This window comes from Photorhabdus viridis (assembly GCF_040256935.1).
In the GTDB taxonomy this organism is placed as follows: domain Bacteria; phylum Pseudomonadota; class Gammaproteobacteria; order Enterobacterales; family Enterobacteriaceae; genus Photorhabdus; species Photorhabdus viridis.
The window spans coordinates 1-14,576 of record NZ_JBEJZY010000066.1; the positions used below are offsets into that span (position 1 = coordinate 1).

Annotated in this window: 15 protein-coding genes and 4 pseudogenes; 5 read left to right on the forward strand and 14 right to left on the reverse strand. The window is 40.8% G+C overall.

The window, feature by feature from the left end; translation table 11 throughout:
• A pseudogene (locus tag ABR397_RS25495) lies at nucleotides 1-100 on the forward strand (IS982 family transposase); the annotation flags it as partial.
• Nucleotides 101-244: 144 nt separating this feature from the next.
• On the forward strand, nucleotides 245-724 hold the full coding sequence (locus ABR397_RS20725; RefSeq protein ID WP_046974571.1) for an Hcp family type VI secretion system effector: 480 nt from the start codon (nucleotides 245-247) through the stop codon (nucleotides 722-724).
• 40 nt (nucleotides 725-764) lie between these two features.
• Here the strand turns inward: ABR397_RS20725 and ABR397_RS20730 are convergent, their stop codons facing one another.
• The 13 genes from ABR397_RS20730 to ABR397_RS20790 form a co-directional block, all read right to left on the reverse strand.
• The gene (locus ABR397_RS20730; protein ID WP_350307368.1) at nucleotides 765-1,082 is read right to left on the reverse strand and encodes a hypothetical protein; all 318 of its coding nucleotides are present in this window, start codon (nucleotides 1,080-1,082) and stop codon (nucleotides 765-767) included.
• A 130-nt stretch (nucleotides 1,083-1,212) separates the two neighbouring features.
• Entirely contained in the window at nucleotides 1,213-1,527 is a 315-nt protein-coding gene (locus ABR397_RS20735; protein ID WP_350307369.1) for a hypothetical protein, read from the reverse strand.
• The gene (locus tag ABR397_RS20740) at nucleotides 1,527-2,282 is read right to left on the reverse strand and encodes a DUF4225 domain-containing protein (RefSeq protein WP_350307370.1); all 756 of its coding nucleotides are present in this window, start codon (nucleotides 2,280-2,282) and stop codon (nucleotides 1,527-1,529) included. The genes ABR397_RS20735 and ABR397_RS20740 overlap by 1 nt, the downstream gene beginning before the upstream one ends.
• Nucleotides 2,283-2,455: 173 nt before the next feature.
• Nucleotides 2,456-3,562, reverse strand: coding sequence for an aspartate-semialdehyde dehydrogenase (gene asd, locus ABR397_RS20745; protein WP_350307371.1), 1,107 nt, complete (start codon nucleotides 3,560-3,562; stop codon nucleotides 2,456-2,458).
• Nucleotides 3,563-3,856: 294 nt separating this feature from the next.
• A complete protein-coding gene (locus ABR397_RS20750; protein ID WP_036841214.1) occupies nucleotides 3,857-4,078 on the reverse strand; it encodes an ogr/Delta-like zinc finger family protein in 222 nt (73 codons plus the stop codon).
• A gap of 72 nt (nucleotides 4,079-4,150) precedes the next feature.
• Nucleotides 4,151-5,413: a phage late control D family protein gene (locus ABR397_RS20755; RefSeq protein WP_350307372.1), complete on the reverse strand. Its 1,263-nt coding sequence runs from the start codon at nucleotides 5,411-5,413 to the stop codon at nucleotides 4,151-4,153.
• Nucleotides 5,413-5,898, reverse strand: a complete 486-nt coding sequence (locus tag ABR397_RS20760; RefSeq protein ID WP_350307373.1) for a phage tail protein — start codon at nucleotides 5,896-5,898, stop codon at nucleotides 5,413-5,415. The genes ABR397_RS20755 and ABR397_RS20760 overlap by 1 nt, the downstream gene beginning before the upstream one ends.
• Before the next feature lies 1 nt (nucleotide 5,899).
• Nucleotides 5,900-8,803 carry a phage tail tape measure protein gene (locus tag ABR397_RS20765; RefSeq protein WP_350307374.1) on the reverse strand — a complete coding sequence of 968 codons (2,904 nt, stop codon included), beginning with the start codon at nucleotides 8,801-8,803 and terminating at the stop codon, nucleotides 5,900-5,902.
• On the reverse strand, nucleotides 8,796-8,915 hold the full coding sequence (locus ABR397_RS20770) for a GpE family phage tail protein (protein ID WP_200875311.1): 120 nt from the start codon (nucleotides 8,913-8,915) through the stop codon (nucleotides 8,796-8,798). The genes ABR397_RS20765 and ABR397_RS20770 overlap by 8 nt, the downstream gene beginning before the upstream one ends.
• Nucleotides 8,916-8,929: 14 nt before the next feature.
• Nucleotides 8,930-9,247, reverse strand: coding sequence for a phage tail assembly protein (locus tag ABR397_RS20775; protein ID WP_350307375.1), 318 nt, complete (start codon nucleotides 9,245-9,247; stop codon nucleotides 8,930-8,932).
• Between the two features lie 86 nt (nucleotides 9,248-9,333).
• Nucleotides 9,334-9,849 carry a phage major tail tube protein gene (locus tag ABR397_RS20780; RefSeq protein ID WP_350307376.1) on the reverse strand — a complete coding sequence of 172 codons (516 nt, stop codon included), beginning with the start codon at nucleotides 9,847-9,849 and terminating at the stop codon, nucleotides 9,334-9,336.
• Between the two features lie 10 nt (nucleotides 9,850-9,859).
• A complete protein-coding gene (locus ABR397_RS20785) occupies nucleotides 9,860-11,032 on the reverse strand; it encodes a phage tail sheath protein (protein WP_350307377.1) in 1,173 nt (390 codons plus the stop codon).
• Between the two features lie 99 nt (nucleotides 11,033-11,131).
• Entirely contained in the window at nucleotides 11,132-11,704 is a 573-nt protein-coding gene (locus ABR397_RS20790; RefSeq protein ID WP_036841199.1) for a recombinase family protein, read from the reverse strand.
• 178 nt (nucleotides 11,705-11,882) lie between these two features.
• Between ABR397_RS20790 and ABR397_RS25075 the strand changes: the two are divergent.
• The 3 genes and pseudogenes from ABR397_RS25075 to ABR397_RS20800 all read left to right on the forward strand — a co-directional run.
• Nucleotides 11,883-12,635, forward strand: a pseudogene (locus tag ABR397_RS25075) (tail fiber protein); the annotation flags it as partial.
• Between the two features lie 99 nt (nucleotides 12,636-12,734).
• Nucleotides 12,735-13,178 (forward strand): annotated as a pseudogene (locus ABR397_RS25080) (phage tail protein); the annotation flags it as partial.
• The gene (locus ABR397_RS20800) at nucleotides 13,178-13,804 is read left to right on the forward strand and encodes a tail fiber assembly protein (protein ID WP_350307379.1); all 627 of its coding nucleotides are present in this window, start codon (nucleotides 13,178-13,180) and stop codon (nucleotides 13,802-13,804) included. The pseudogene ABR397_RS25080 and the gene ABR397_RS20800, both read left to right, overlap by 1 nt.
• A gap of 75 nt (nucleotides 13,805-13,879) precedes the next feature.
• Here the strand turns inward: ABR397_RS20800 and ABR397_RS20805 are convergent.
• Nucleotides 13,880-14,453 (reverse strand): annotated as a pseudogene (locus tag ABR397_RS20805) (IS30 family transposase).
• Nucleotides 14,454-14,576: the final 123 nt, after the last annotated feature.

Below are 14,576 nucleotides of genomic sequence, written 5' to 3' on the forward strand. Positions count from 1 at the left end.
ATTGGAAATCGTCGCTGGCCTAATTGCTTATACATTCCAACCTAAAAAACCGAGCTTGAATTTACGGGATTGTGATATAGCTATTTTTAAACGAAGCTGAGGTTAATTAATATTATTAACAATCCCAAAAGCGCTCATATTTATTCTCTATGAGCGTTTTTTTATCTGTTATTTATCACCAATAAAGTGTAATTTATCTAATGTTTCTGTAAAACATCACTTAAATATAATCTAAGGATATAATATGGCTGACATGATTTACATGACGGTAAAGGGAAAAAAACAAGGGTTAATATCAGCTGGATGTTCTTCTGTTGATTCTATTGGTAATAAATATCAAGCAAACCACTTTGATCAGATATTAGTTTATAGCTTAAGCCATGCGATAACACGGGCTCAAAACGTCGATCACCAACCCATTGTTATCCAAAAACCCATCGACAAATCATCACCATTACTTGGTGTTGCTATTTCTGACAATGAGTCTCTTGAATGCTCTATTGATTTTTACCGAACTAACTCAAATGGTGCTCAAGAACGTTATTACAATATAAAGATCACTGGTGCCACAATCACTGAAATAAGTGTTTTACATCCGCATTCGCTGAATCATAATGAGCTCCCACCACAGGAAAGTATTTCATTAAAATATACAAATATTACCTGGAATCACCTTATCGCAGGTACTGGTGGGTATAGTATTTGGGATGATAGGATTTATTAAAAGAGCAAAACAAGGCGTTTTAACCTCACGCCTTGTTTCATTAACGAACTTTTCTCGGTAGGACCAAAGCATATAAAACAGAGAATATCATACTTCCTATTTTAATCTCTTCACTATTTAAATTAATGAATTTCGATATAAAATCATGGTGCTCATTAAGACCAACCACAAATAGCTGTATATAACCAAATATAATTATTAAAATAGAAACAAAAACAGACAAAATATAATTACGTTTTTCATCCACAATCTTTTTTATAAAATAAAATGAGATAAAAACAACTAAAGACATAATGTAATAAAGAGAAATATCCCACCAAGTGGGCTTAGTGGAAATTATAACATCAATATAATCCATATTTTTTCCTATATTAATCAACAAATACTCAACAAGCATATTATGATTTCTTCAGTAATTAGATAGTTATTATAAGCTTATCCTATCCATTAACAAATTCATTTCATAATCATCTAATCTAAAACTAATTTCAATATTTTCTTGGTAACATGCAAGCATATAAAACAGAAAAAATCACACTACCCACTCTAATTACCTCACTATTTAAATTAATAAACATTGATATAATATCATGATAACCACCATATTTAACAATAAACAATTGAATTGAACCAAATATTACTATAATAAAAAACCCAAGAACAGAGAGAATATAACTTCTTCTTTTCTCTATGGTAATTTTCATGAAAAAAAGAAAAAACAAAAGCGTTAATGATAAAAGATAGTAAAGAAAAATATCCTGCCAAGTAGATTGAGTCGAAATTGTAACATCGATATAATTCATTATTTATCCTCTTGTAACTGATAAATACTCAAAATTGTAGAACTATCAACGATACCTTCTGTAGTTAAGCTCACAGTTCCCATTTCTCTCCACCCTCTGATAAAATCATTATCTATATTTCTGAATAACTTCCATGACTTTTCTCTTGGCTTCAAGACTTTTCTAAAAGCGCCATAACCTGAAAGAGCCAAATCAACAGTTGCATAAGCAATATCTGCATCTTTATCACTTAAACAGATTTTATTAGCAATATATCTGTATCCTTCTCTGACACCACCATTAATATTTTCTCTGTACAATAGATAATATCCATTTTCAACAACATTATTGTACCCATGAGCCATTAATGGAGCACCGAATGAAGCACATGCTAACCCTAAAGAAGCCTTACAGACTGTGTAACCCGCAAGAATCTGAGTACCACCACCAACAAATCCGATCTGTTTTAATATAAGATTAGCATAACTTGATTTCTCTTTTTCCCTTTCAATTATTACATATTGCTTTACTCTATTCGCGGTTAAATAGAAAGCTTGCTCTTTCAAGTGATCTATTTCAAATTGGATTAATTCAATTGCACCACTTGAAGATAAACAATGAACATGAACCCGTCCCAATATATCCTCTATAAAAATATTTACATCTGAATTAAAATCTATTTTGATTTTACTATGACTGATATAGCGAAAAGATAACGTTCTTGCCAACTCTCTTAATTCTCTTACTTTTAAACTCAGTAATTTATCTTGTTCCATTCCCGTCATCTCCATAAAAATGATTTACTAGGAAGATACAAATCATAAATATAATTTATGTAATATAACAAAAATAAACCAATAAAGAAACAATCAACAGAACCATTATACCCAATAGAGAAATCCACCCGAATAACGAGTGGATTTTTACATAAATAAATAGATTAAAACGATTAAGCTAAGATACGTAGCATACGACGCAGAGGCTCTGCTGCTCCCCACAACAATTGGTCACCTACTGTAAAAGCAGATAAATATTCCGGGCCCATATTCAGCTTACGTAAACGCCCCACAGGAGTATTCAACGTGCCTGTTACCGCTGCCGGGGTCAATTCCCGCATACTCAGTTCACGATCATTTGGGATCACTCTTACCCAGTCATTATGCTCAGCCAGTAATTGCTCAATTTCAGGAATCGGAATGTCTCTTTTCAATTTCAGAGTAAATGCTTGGCTGTGGCAACGTAAAGCTCCGATACGTACACACAACCCATCAACGGTAATAATCTTATTACCGGTATTGAGGATCTTGTTGGTTTCTGCCTGCCCTTTCCACTCTTCACGGCTCTGACCGTTATCAAGCTGTTTATCAATCCATGGGATCAAACTACCTGCCAGTGGTACACCAAATTGGTCTGTTGGTAAAGAACCGCTACGGGTGAAATCTGTTACCTTCCTTTCAATATCCAAGATAGCAGATGCCGGATCTTGCAACTCTTTTGCTACCGGAGTGTGCAGAGAGCCCATCTGAACCAGTAATTCGCGCATATGACGGGCACCGGCACCAGAAGCTGCCTGATAAGTCGCAACAGAAGCCCATTCAACCAAATCATTAGTAAACAAACCGCCCAGAGACATCAGCATTAAACTAACAGTACAATTACCACCAACAAAAGTTTTTATACCTTTATTAAAACCTTCCTGAATATGAGCATGATTGACCGGATCAAGAATAATGATGGAATCATCATTCATACGCAGCGCTGACGACGCATCAATCCAATATCCCTGCCAACCCGTTGCTCTTAACTTCGGATAAACCTCATTGGTGTAATCTCCTCCCTGGCAACTAATAATAATGTCCAGAACACGAAGAGCCTCAATATCGAAAGCATTCTGTAAGGTGCCCTGTTGACCTGTAAAATCAGGAGCAATCTGCCCATGTTGTGATGTCGTGAAGAATACAGGACGAATAATATCAAAATCCCGTTCTTCAATCATACGCTGCATTAATACTGAGCCGACCATACCACGCCAGCCGATAAAACCCACATTTTTCATCGTTATTGTCCTGTCTTGGGGAGTGTCAATCAGAGATTATAATTACACTAAAACTGACAAAATATAACCAGAGGCGCAAGTGAATTTATTAATTATAAGATATTTAGCAACGTAGTTAATACCAAGTGCCTAACAGATTAGACAAAACAGATGTAGAGGCAAGCTTAGAACTTTGTCTTCTCACACTATTTGTATCTATGAACTCTGTAAACGGCTCAAGTTGTTATACATGCCCGGTATACATAGAAAAGCCACCTTTCGGTGGCAAAGTGTTTACGAGTTAACTTCAAATCTTCAAATCAAACTCAGCTGGCTTTTAGGTTTTTCTTTAGGATGCGGTTTAACGCTTGCCACTTCACCCGGCTTAGAAATAAAACGCACAAACGTTTCATGACTGACGAACGTTGCACCACAATTGATATTTTGGCATTGGTTGTAACGTTCTTTTGTCTGGCAGGAATGCTCAAAGCTGCTGCGAGCATGAGCTGCTTTACCACAGAGAGGACATTTAATCATATTCTTTACCCCTATTTAATACACCATCTCATAACGCGAACATTATAACATAAGGTCCCATATAGAGAACATTTATTTCATATCGAGACCATTAACTTTTACTTCTAACTCTAGCGCTGTCGTAAAACCGCCTTGATTTATCGTGTGAGTAGCTCTTGTTATAGTCCACTCTGCCTCATCTATTTCCGGTTTAAAGCCAATAACTTTCACTGGCGTTTCAGGGTAGAGATCAGCACGCCCCAGAGCGAGTTGAATAGAAAATGACGCCACTCCACGTTGCATTTTTTCCCAAGCAGCTTTGGCGGCACGTACAGCACTAGCTTTATCGGGATATATATGAGAAAGTACTAGCTCGTTATCTTTACTGCCTGCTAAATAGGTCGTTTCCTTATTCACACTCTCCGACTGGGTGAATTCCACTGAAGTTGTCTGTTCTCCCTCCCAATGGATTTTTCCTTTACTCTCACTTTTTGATTCAGTATGTTTCATAGAGGTTTCCAATTTCCCCTCCAGTCTTATATCCCCCTTTTCCTTCGAATTGACTTCTTCTTTATGCTTTTTTCCTGAGCTGACAGAAGTCGTCTGTTTTTCCTTTGGATTACGCGTATCCTGCCACTGTGCTGTTACTCCGGTATAGGCTTGGCGATCAGCTAAAGTAAATCTATGGCTATCTCCAGATTGACGATTTATCACTACGGTAGGGATATCCTTACCACCGGCTGTTTTGTTCTGCCCTTGCCGAATAAAGAGCAATTCACCATTTTTTATCGAAGCAACAATTCCTTCCCTCTTTGCTATCCGAGTAAGGAAACTGCAATCAGATTCATTTGTCTGATCGATATGAATGATGATGTTCTCAATATCTTTACCTATTGAAGCTATCAGGTTATTTTTTTCAGCAATTGTACGAACAATCTCACCAATCTTTTTATTATGGAAAGACTCTTCACATTTTGTGTTGGTAATCCCCCTGAAATCGGCACTGCGTGCACGGATAGTCAGCTTATCAGGTGCTCCACTGTGTTCAATTTCATCGACAATAAATTTACCTTTAGGAGTTAATGGATGCCCATGCCACCCCAACTCCAGCGAAAGGATATTTCCCCTGGAAGGCAGTTGTAATATATTGTCTGCATCATCCAGCTCGATATCGAGCTGGTCAGCCTCCAAACCTCGGTTATCTGTCATTGTCAGCGACATCAAGCGCGATTGAATACGCTCACTGATATCCTTTTTGTCAATTTCCAGATGAAATGCCGGAGCGCTATTTTTTCCTGTCACTATATCGAGTTTAGGTATCCAATCTAGATCAGGCACCCAGTCTATTTTCTGCATTATGAAAACACTCCTGTGACTTTATCTACCAGTTTATCTTTGATACTAGGAAGTTTATCTTTAATATCAGAAAGCTGATCCCGCAAGTCACCAAACATCTCAAACAGAGATTCATCCACTCGCCGTAATGTCAGGGTAAAATCTATTTTGCGGGCAACTCCATCTGAAAAAAATTCAGTTTTTGTCTCATCGATACTTTCAATGACAAACATGCCGTAAATCGCACCATTGCCACCAATAAAAGACCAAGCTTTACCACTGTCAGCCATAAGCTTGAGAACCAGCAATGATAAAGTTCCACCTGTAAGCTCGGGATGTAATGTCCCAGAAAGCGTAATAGTGTCATTCTCTGGCCCCAAAAATTGCCAAGCAGGCCGCACTCCAACTCGGCTGTTAAAAGCATGTCGCCATGACTGCTTATGTTGAAAATTTTGATATGGTGTGGTTTTCAGCATAAAAACAAATAAACCCAATGCAGCCATCATATTAAAAATCCTCCCTGTCAGAGAATGAACTACGTAAACGAGCCTGTTGCATACGCTCCCGCTGCTCAAGCTCATATCTGACCATACGGGCAATATCCTGTGCGGATTGTCCCGGTGAACCATAGACATAAATATGATATTGCGGCACTTCTCGGTGTTGCTGCGGCTGACTTCTTTCCGCCCTTTCCTGAATTTCAGGATAGGCATGAACCGGCAAGCTCTGGAAATGCATCGGAGCCGTTTGAGCAGCGGCCATAAATGGCATCATTGCACCCACAGATAGCCCTAAAGCAGCATATGCAGCCGTTTTTCTCCGACTGGTAACATTCACAGGACCCCTTATAATTTCAGGTCCATATTCGCCAACAATGCCAAACCGTCCAGCAGGAATAATGCCGCCTTTATCGTGAGCAGTAGCAGCAATTACTGTAGCAGCATCAGAATTAGTACTATTAGTGACTTCCTGTGATGCTTTTACCGTAACTTCAGCTTTGGAATCTCCTTTCCACCACGACTTAAACCAATCAGTAATAGAAGAAAATTTATTTTTTACTAATTCATATCTTTCTTTAATTCCTTTTAAAAGTCCGTCAATAATTTCAGTTCCAAACTTCTGGAGTTTCTCTGGTATACCAATACCATTCATGGTATTGATAATATCATCCCAGTTTTTGTAAATAATTCCTATTAAGGTATAATTCATGAAAACGCTTTTAATACTTTCCAAAGCATTACTGAATATATTTTTAATATTTTCCCAAAGCTGGGTGAATTTCGGCCCCAATGTCTCCCAATTCTGCCAAATATAAACTGCCGCCATTGCAATCAAACCAATAATGGCAAGGATTGGGTTCGCCATCATTAAACGGCCAACAATCATCATGGTATTACCCAATATATTGAAAGCATTACCTAAAAGACCAAGAGCTTGTACACCTATGCTCGCCAGTATCTTCCAAGCATTACCTAAAAGGCCAAAAGCTTGTACACCTATATTCGCCAGTATCCTCCAAGCATTACCTAATGACCCAACAATACTTGAGGTTATACTTCCCAGCGAACTAAAGACACTTCCTAAACCGGCTCCAGCACTTCTCAGTTTGGTTAAGCTAGGTATTACTGTTACTACCATTGACAATAATGAACCAATTCCTTGTAACAATGCGCCGAATACAACCAAAACCCCACCTACAGCCATTGTGACAGTTGCGAAAGTAGAGACCAGCTGAGGATTAGCTTCCATCCACGCCCCAATTTTGTTAACAACTACCGTTATTTTCTGTGTGACACTCCTCAAGGCGCCATCTACACCAGAAAAAATTTGAATACCCAAATCACGCCAAGCGGCATTAAGTTTTTGGATATCACCTTCGAGGTTATTTGTTATTTCAGATGCTGCTTTTTGCGCTGTCCCATTAACTTGCGGACTTCTCAGCTTACCAACCTCATCCTGTAATCCTCCCGTCCCAGCTTGGCTAGTCAACACGCCTAAAGCAGGCGCTGCATCGTCACCACCAATTGCATTAAGATAATTATCTCGTTGAACTTGGTTCAAAGAACGGGTTTTATTATCTAACTCAGCCAAAATATCAGGTAATTCTCGTAGGTTACCTTTAGCATCACGCGTTTTGATATTGAGCTGTTCCAACGCCTCAGCTGCAATTTTTGGAGGATTTGCCAATCGCTCTAAAATATTTTCCAAAGCACCGCCAGCAGCTACCCCATTGATATTGGCATATGACAGTTTCCCGGTGGCAGCAGCGACAGTTTCAAAATCAATCCCTAGTGATGTCGCTTTCGGGCCAACATATTGCATGGCATCACCCAACGCAGCCAATGTGGTTCTGGAACCAATCAGAGTGGCTGCCATCACGTCGTTGGCATGACTCATATCTTTAGACTGTAACTTAAAACTAGCCAATGCATTCACACCAATCTCAGCAGTAGCAGCCAGATCCATACCGCTAACCTGAGATATTGCGATCGTGCTAGGCATCATATTTTTTATCTGTTCTGGTGTATAACTCGCTGATGCGTATGCAAGATGCCCCTGTGCAACTTGGCTAGCTGAAAGTCCACTACTTTTACTCTCTTCACGAATTTGTTTACGTTGCATGACGTATTCAGGAGAGTTTTTTCCAACATTAGTGAGTACCTGAAGTCTGGACATTAATGGTTCTAATTCATAACCTGGCGTTACTATATTTCTGCCGGTTTCCAGCATCTTAAGCCCGGTTGATTTTGCATTTTCACCGGTGTCCGTAATACGCTCGCCAAGCGCTCGGATCCTGCCAAGACGACCATTCCGTCTACTCTCTTTATCTCGATTATTAGTAGATACGGCTCCCTGCGAATAATTAGAGACAGACAGAAGTTTATCAACGGATTTATTTAACGATTTGATATCGTCACGAATCCGCGTAGTTTCCTGTGCATATTTTACAATCGGTTTAAGGTCATTAACCGACTGATTTAACAATTTAAATTCGTTAATAATTAGCCAAATTAAACTTCGGTTGTCTTTATTACCTTTATCTCTATTATGGGAATGCACAATTCCCTGTGTATTATTCTGAATAAACTGAAACTGACTGACTGACTTATTAACTAACTTGAAATCATTTTGGATCCGTACAGTCTCCTTCGTATTGTTTTGGATAGACAGAGACTTATTAACTGACTGATTAAACAATCTGAGATAAGTACCCATTCTCGCAGTTTCCTGCGCATATTTTACAATAGGCTTGATACCATTAACGGACTGATTTAACAGTTTGAATTCACCTCGGATTTTCCAAACTGAATCCACCAGTTTTCTATTGTCTCGCTGAACAGATTTAAAAGAGTGGGTCAGCTTACCAACAGCGCTTATAACTGTTTTTAGCTGTGATTGTATATTACTCATTTTCTGCACCACTTCGTAAGATAGCCCGATATCGCCAATCCAATAACTCGGGCAGTGACATTTCGTCTGTCACAACCGGAGACCAGTGAAAAACGGTGGCAATATCTGCCACCAGTTCATCGACTGTTAGTCGTTCTGGGAACCGGACTTGACCGACTTCGGCAACAAAAAATTGACTACCTCCACACTGAGATTAATCAGATCACCAGGTGACATTGTCAGCAAATCACTTTTTGTTAGCGCTGGTGTGGTGATGCGTGGTAAAACCAGCACCATGGAATCCACATCCATCTCCAATAGAGCCTGTAACCGTGCACCACGCAGTGCGCCACTATTAGGTTTACGCACTACCACTTCCGTGATATCACTATTGCCACGTACCAATGGTTCTTCTAATACAATTGTCTTCTGATCGTCGTTTTGAGTCATAAGTGTTTCTGTCATGGTTCAACCTTGTTTATCCGATTAAGAACCTATCCCATCAGGCGTTATTGATATAGGTAAATGGCCTGATGAGATTAGGATATAAATTAAAGACCAATAGCGCGGCGATGTTGCGCCAGACGATCTACTCCGCCGACTTTTTCAACCATATTGATGGTGTCGATTTCGATCAGAACTTCACCATCCCATGTCAGTTTAAAATAAGTGTTTTTAGCGGTGATCTTAGTCTGGGTATTATCCCCTTGCTTATAAGTACCGTGGTCAAATTCTTGGAAGCGGCCACGCATCACAACCTCAACGGCAACCACATCACCGATATCATCGCGCTGGCAAGAACCAGCGAAACGCAACATGACACCATCTGCTTTTGCTATACCCCATTGCTTATAGAGCTGGGATTCCATGCCACCCAAAGTGAATTCTGCATCCAACGCGCCTTCATCCAGACCTAAATCTATAGTGGCGCTACCGCTCATACCGCCACCGCGATAGGCTTCTAGTTTTCGGCTTAATTTAGGCAGAGTAAGTTCTTCTACAACGCCTTGGTAGTTGTTGCCGTCATTAAACAGGTTTAGGTATTTAAGTTTGCGAGGTAATGCCATCAGTGCCCCCTTAGCTGTTGATGCTTTTCGCGAAATCCATCAGGTAACTATCTGTAATGCGCTGGCGTAACATCATATTTTCCAGTGGCGGTACAGGTGTGTAATCGTAATCAATGGTCAGTTTGCCCGCTTTCAGCGTGTCTTTATCATTGGCGTTTTCGTCATACCAGCAATAACCGTCAATGATGTAGCCGCCGGATTTCAGCTCACGGAATTTTGCGTTAATACCTTCGACAATGTCCCGAACCAGTGAAGGAGTCAGTGGCTTATCGATTGCCCACATATGTGCTTCAGCCATGGTATCGGCTAATACCTGTGCAGTACGGGTATAACTTTCGAACTGGAACAGAGGATCATCGGCGCAAGTACGGGAACCCCAAAAGCGGAAGCCGTTTTTACGGATAAGAGTAGTGATACCATTCTGGTTCAACAGATCTGCATCGGTTGCGGTGTCTTGCAAATCCCAGAATACATCTGCGGAAAGGCCGGTTACGCCATTAACGCCAACGTTGGACAGGGTTTTATGCCAGCCGGTTTCTTCATCAATTTTAGCTCGCAATCCCAGAGCACGAGCGGTAGCGTAAGCAATAGCTTCGCTGTTAGAAACTGTGTTCCAGCTCAGGAAATCAGGCCAAATCAACATCAGTTCACGCTGACTGAAGTTTTCACGGTATTTGATAACTTCCGCGATAGTCTTACAACCATAAGCACTGACATAAGCCATTGCCTTCAGTTTCTGTGCGATACTTGCCAATTCAGAGGCAACAGCCTTTGAATCCAAGCCAGGAACACCTAAAATGCGAGGTTTTACACCTAATTGGCTTTGAGCTGCCAATAGTGCCTGTATACCGGTTTTTCTGCCTTCAGCAGTGACAGAACCAATGATGTTGGTGATAGTTTCCTCTTCCGTCTCGCCTTGTGCCACACGGACAACAACAGTAACGGGTTGGGATTGGTCAGCAATCGCTTTGAGAGCTTGGTACAATGTACCGGTTTTACCGGCCTTGCCGCTTGCGCTCAATACATCGGTAATCAAGACCGGAGTGTTTAATGGAAAAGTTTTCACGTCTGCGTCAGGAGCAGTACACACCATACCGACAATAGCAGTGCTAACTGTCGCAATAGTGCGAGTACCTTCGTTAATTTCCTGTACACGGACGCCGTGATGATATTCTTGTGCCATATTAGCGGTTCTCCTGTTAAGGTGTACCGCTATGTTGAAGTATCTGGTCTACTAAATCACTCAATTGGAAATGTGTGGAAGATGATACAAATTAGGTAGTTAATCTATTGGTTTTTCTAAGTACCTAACTGGTAAATACTTGTAGATAGTGGAGAGAGAAACACCGTAAATCAGCGACAACTTCTTTCGGCTATGACCATTGGCTAGCAGTCTTTTTGCCTGTTGCCGTTCGGATAACGTCATTGATACTGGCCTGCCTCCTACTCTTCCCTGAGCTCGAGCGGCTATCAACCCAGCATTCGTCCTTTCAACGATCAATTCACGTTCCATTTCCGCCAATGCACTCATGACATGGAAAAAAAACCGTCCCATAGCGGTACTGGTATCAATGCTGTCAGTCAAACTCTGGAAATGAATACCTCGTTCACTTAAATCAGAAATCAAAGCGACCAGATTTTTTACGCTACGTCCCAGTCGATCTAGCTTCCAAACAACTAATGTGTCGTCTTTTTTAAGTAATTTTAAAGCCCGTTTTAAACCTGGTCTGTTGGCTGTTTTACCACTAATTTTATCTTCAAAAATCTGTTCACAATTTATACTTAATAATGCATTTCGCTGTAAATCACTGTTCTGATCGTTTGTTGACACCCGGATATAGCCAATCTTCGCCATGTGCAATCCCACTTAATACCAATGAAAGACTATTTTTTTAGAAATTATCATAAGTTAACCAATTTTGAAAAACCTTGGTTTGTCGGAAACGGTAAGTCAGGCCAAGAATGCGGTGCCGAACAGCCGGAAGGTGAACGGCAAAGCGTTGAGTGGGGATATCAGTTTGAGTGCCGAGGATGTGGGGGCGTTTAAACTGGGATTAACAGGAACATCTTCTGTTAATAATCAAGTCCCTTGGAATGCGGATACAGGGTTATATGATTTGCAGCGTCCGGGGGACAGCCAGCTTGTTGCTCACTTCTATAACGGAGTTGGAAGTTGCCCAGCATTTCAGTTAAGAGTGGGTTACAGGAATGGAGGTATCGCTTATCGCTCTGCCCGCGATAGTCACGGGTTTGAGGAAGATTGGACCAGTATCTATACAACAAGAAATAAGCCTTCTGCTGAGGATGTGGGGGCAGTATCAGCGACGGGGGGAGATTACAACTCACAATTTAGATTTAAACAAGTCGGTACAATACCGAATGAACGAAATGCTGTAATACTCGCCTCAACGCCGGGAGGAATGGATAGTGGAATACAGGTCTCGTATTCACAATACAATTGGTATAACAATGAAGTTAAAACGGGTATTATGCGCGCGGGTGGTGAGGATACACTCGGATACGCTGTAGATATTAATGCGAAGCGTGTGTTAACAGTATCACCGGATGGGAAAGTAAATGCCACACAATTTATTGCTCAATCATTTATTGCCGGTAGCGGCGGTATACAAGCAGGCACAAAAGATGCGGCTAGCTTTGATGGGAATAATGTTGAGCTTATATCGTGGTTTGGTATCGGGTTGAGAGCAACAATAGATCAGAAGACACGAATTTTTTTTAATACGCGTAATGGCGATATTTTCACGCAGGGGGCGGTTTATATCGGTGGTGCAACACACTATGCGGACGGAAACACTACGGGCTCAATATGGGGTGGTGACTTACATAGCTATATAAATAATAATTTTAGCAGAAAGAACGATAGTATCCCTGTCGGCTCACCCATTCCATGGCCGTCACCGAATCCCCCATCAGGTTACCTGACGTGCAACGGCCAAGCATTTAATAAATCCCTATATCCGCAATTAGCAGCAGCATACCCATCAGGAATACTACCTGATTTGCGTGGTGAGTTTATTCGTGGTTGGGACGATGGCCGTGGTGTGGATAGCGGTCGAGGGATTTTGAGTTGGCAGCCACAGCAGGTTCAGTGGCACCAGCATGTTGGAGGACACGGCGGTCGAGGACAAGGGCAATTCGGCGTAACAAATCAAGCCGGTCACCCCGGCTCGTATCGTGATGACAGCCAGCAAACTTTACCGTTTACGAATAACGGTAGTGATTATCAAGGATTTACAAACAACGGTGCTGTCGGCAACGAAACCCGTCCCCGCAACGTCGCATTTAACTACATAGTGAGAGCAGCATAATGACAGGACAAAAATATTCTTTAGAACCGGAAGTAGCAGAATTAGGCAAAGACGGATTGGCATCTAAAGCTGGTTGGATAAACGTTTACCATACCAATCAAGCAACAAGGGAATTCACAAGAGCCGATATTGAATATCTGATGCTCGGTATCGGTCTATCAGCAGGGGCTTATCCCGATGCCCCAGACCTCCCCCAATCTAATGATTTGGCGGTTTGTCGTAGTGAGGATGGTGAGTACTGGGAAACCGTACCCGATTATCGTGGAAAAACAGCTTACGATACACAAACTCGTCAAAAACGTGAGATAACAGAAATAGGTAAGTTACCCGATACGCTCACATTCAAGAAACCTGACACCGACTACGACAAATGGGATGGTAAAGAGTGGGTAGTTGATAAAGGTCTTTTCAAATCAAGTCAGATCGAAGAAGCCAAGCAACAACAAGCCACACTGTTACGACAAGCGAATGAAACACTTTCATTACTCCAAGACGCTGTTGACTTAGAAGTCGCGACAGAAGCTGAAGAAGCAGCGTTGCTTGAATGGAAGAAATACCGGGTATTACTAAGCCGTGTTGATATTTCACTGGCACCTGATATCAAATGGCCCAAAATGCCAGAATGATGACAATAAGGGCTGCTTATGCAGCCCGATGACAATAATAAAACATGGTAGATTCACATAATAAGTTCAACATCGTTAATCTGGAAGTAAACATGTTCGTATTCCTTTAAATAATTCATTCGGTGTTTTCCCACCCCGTGTTTTTCGATGGCGATTATTTAATCGGTTTACCACAAAATTTATTTCCTGATCAGAGATTTCATTAAAATTGGTTCCCTTTGGAAAGTATTGTCTGATTAACCCATTGATATTCTCATTGATCCCTCTTTCCCAAGGCGAATAAGGGTGAGCAAAGTAAATTTGGGTTTTTAATTCTTCACCGATGATTTCATGATCTGCAAACTCCAAACCGTTATCGAACGTGATGGTCTTAACCTTTTGTTTTAACGGGTATAATACTTTCACTGCCGCTCTCGCGACTCTTGCTATCAAGTTTAACGATAATTGTATACAGCGTCTTGCGGTCAACCAATGTTAATAAGACACTTTTTTTATCTTTCCCTATTATCGTATTTCCTTCCCAGTCCCTAATACGTTCTTTTTTATCAACAATTTCCGGGCGTTCATCAATACTGACCCGATTTTTAATTTTACCTCTTCTTTCATCGCGACCATAGCGTTTGCGATAAGGTTTTCTGGCTATTCGCAGATGTTGCCATAATGATAAATCAGTCTATAAATCGTCTCATGATGCAAAGATATCCCTTTATGTTGCTTCAAATAATCAGCCACCTGTTCAGGGCTTAAATCTTTCCAAATTAACCGTTTTATC

Coding starts and splice junctions, on each gene's coding strand:
- ABR397_RS20725 (WP_046974571.1), top strand. CDS start 245: ATGGCTGACATGATTTACATGACGGTAAAGGGAAAAAAACAAGGGTTA.
- ABR397_RS20790 (WP_036841199.1), bottom strand. CDS start 11,704: ATGGCGAAGATTGGCTATATCCGGGTGTCAACAAACGATCAGAACAGT.
- ABR397_RS20780 (WP_350307376.1), bottom strand. CDS start 9,849: ATGGCATTACCTCGCAAACTTAAATACCTAAACCTGTTTAATGACGGC.
- ABR397_RS20750 (WP_036841214.1), bottom strand. CDS start 4,078: ATGATTAAATGTCCTCTCTGTGGTAAAGCAGCTCATGCTCGCAGCAGC.
- asd (WP_350307371.1), bottom strand. CDS start 3,562: ATGAAAAATGTGGGTTTTATCGGCTGGCGTGGTATGGTCGGCTCAGTA.
- ABR397_RS20785 (WP_350307377.1), bottom strand. CDS start 11,032: ATGGCACAAGAATATCATCACGGCGTCCGTGTACAGGAAATTAACGAA.
- ABR397_RS20765 (WP_350307374.1), bottom strand. CDS start 8,803: ATGAGTAATATACAATCACAGCTAAAAACAGTTATAAGCGCTGTTGGT.
- ABR397_RS20730 (WP_350307368.1), bottom strand. CDS start 1,082: ATGGATTATATTGATGTTATAATTTCCACTAAGCCCACTTGGTGGGAT.
- ABR397_RS20760 (WP_350307373.1), bottom strand. CDS start 5,898: ATGATGGCTGCATTGGGTTTATTTGTTTTTATGCTGAAAACCACACCA.
- ABR397_RS20755 (WP_350307372.1), bottom strand. CDS start 5,413: ATGCAGAAAATAGACTGGGTGCCTGATCTAGATTGGATACCTAAACTC.
- ABR397_RS20800 (WP_350307379.1), top strand. CDS start 13,178: ATGACAGGACAAAAATATTCTTTAGAACCGGAAGTAGCAGAATTAGGC.
- ABR397_RS20740 (WP_350307370.1), bottom strand. CDS start 2,282: ATGGAACAAGATAAATTACTGAGTTTAAAAGTAAGAGAATTAAGAGAG.
- ABR397_RS20735 (WP_350307369.1), bottom strand. CDS start 1,527: ATGAATTATATCGATGTTACAATTTCGACTCAATCTACTTGGCAGGAT.
- ABR397_RS20775 (WP_350307375.1), bottom strand. CDS start 9,247: ATGACAGAAACACTTATGACTCAAAACGACGATCAGAAGACAATTGTA.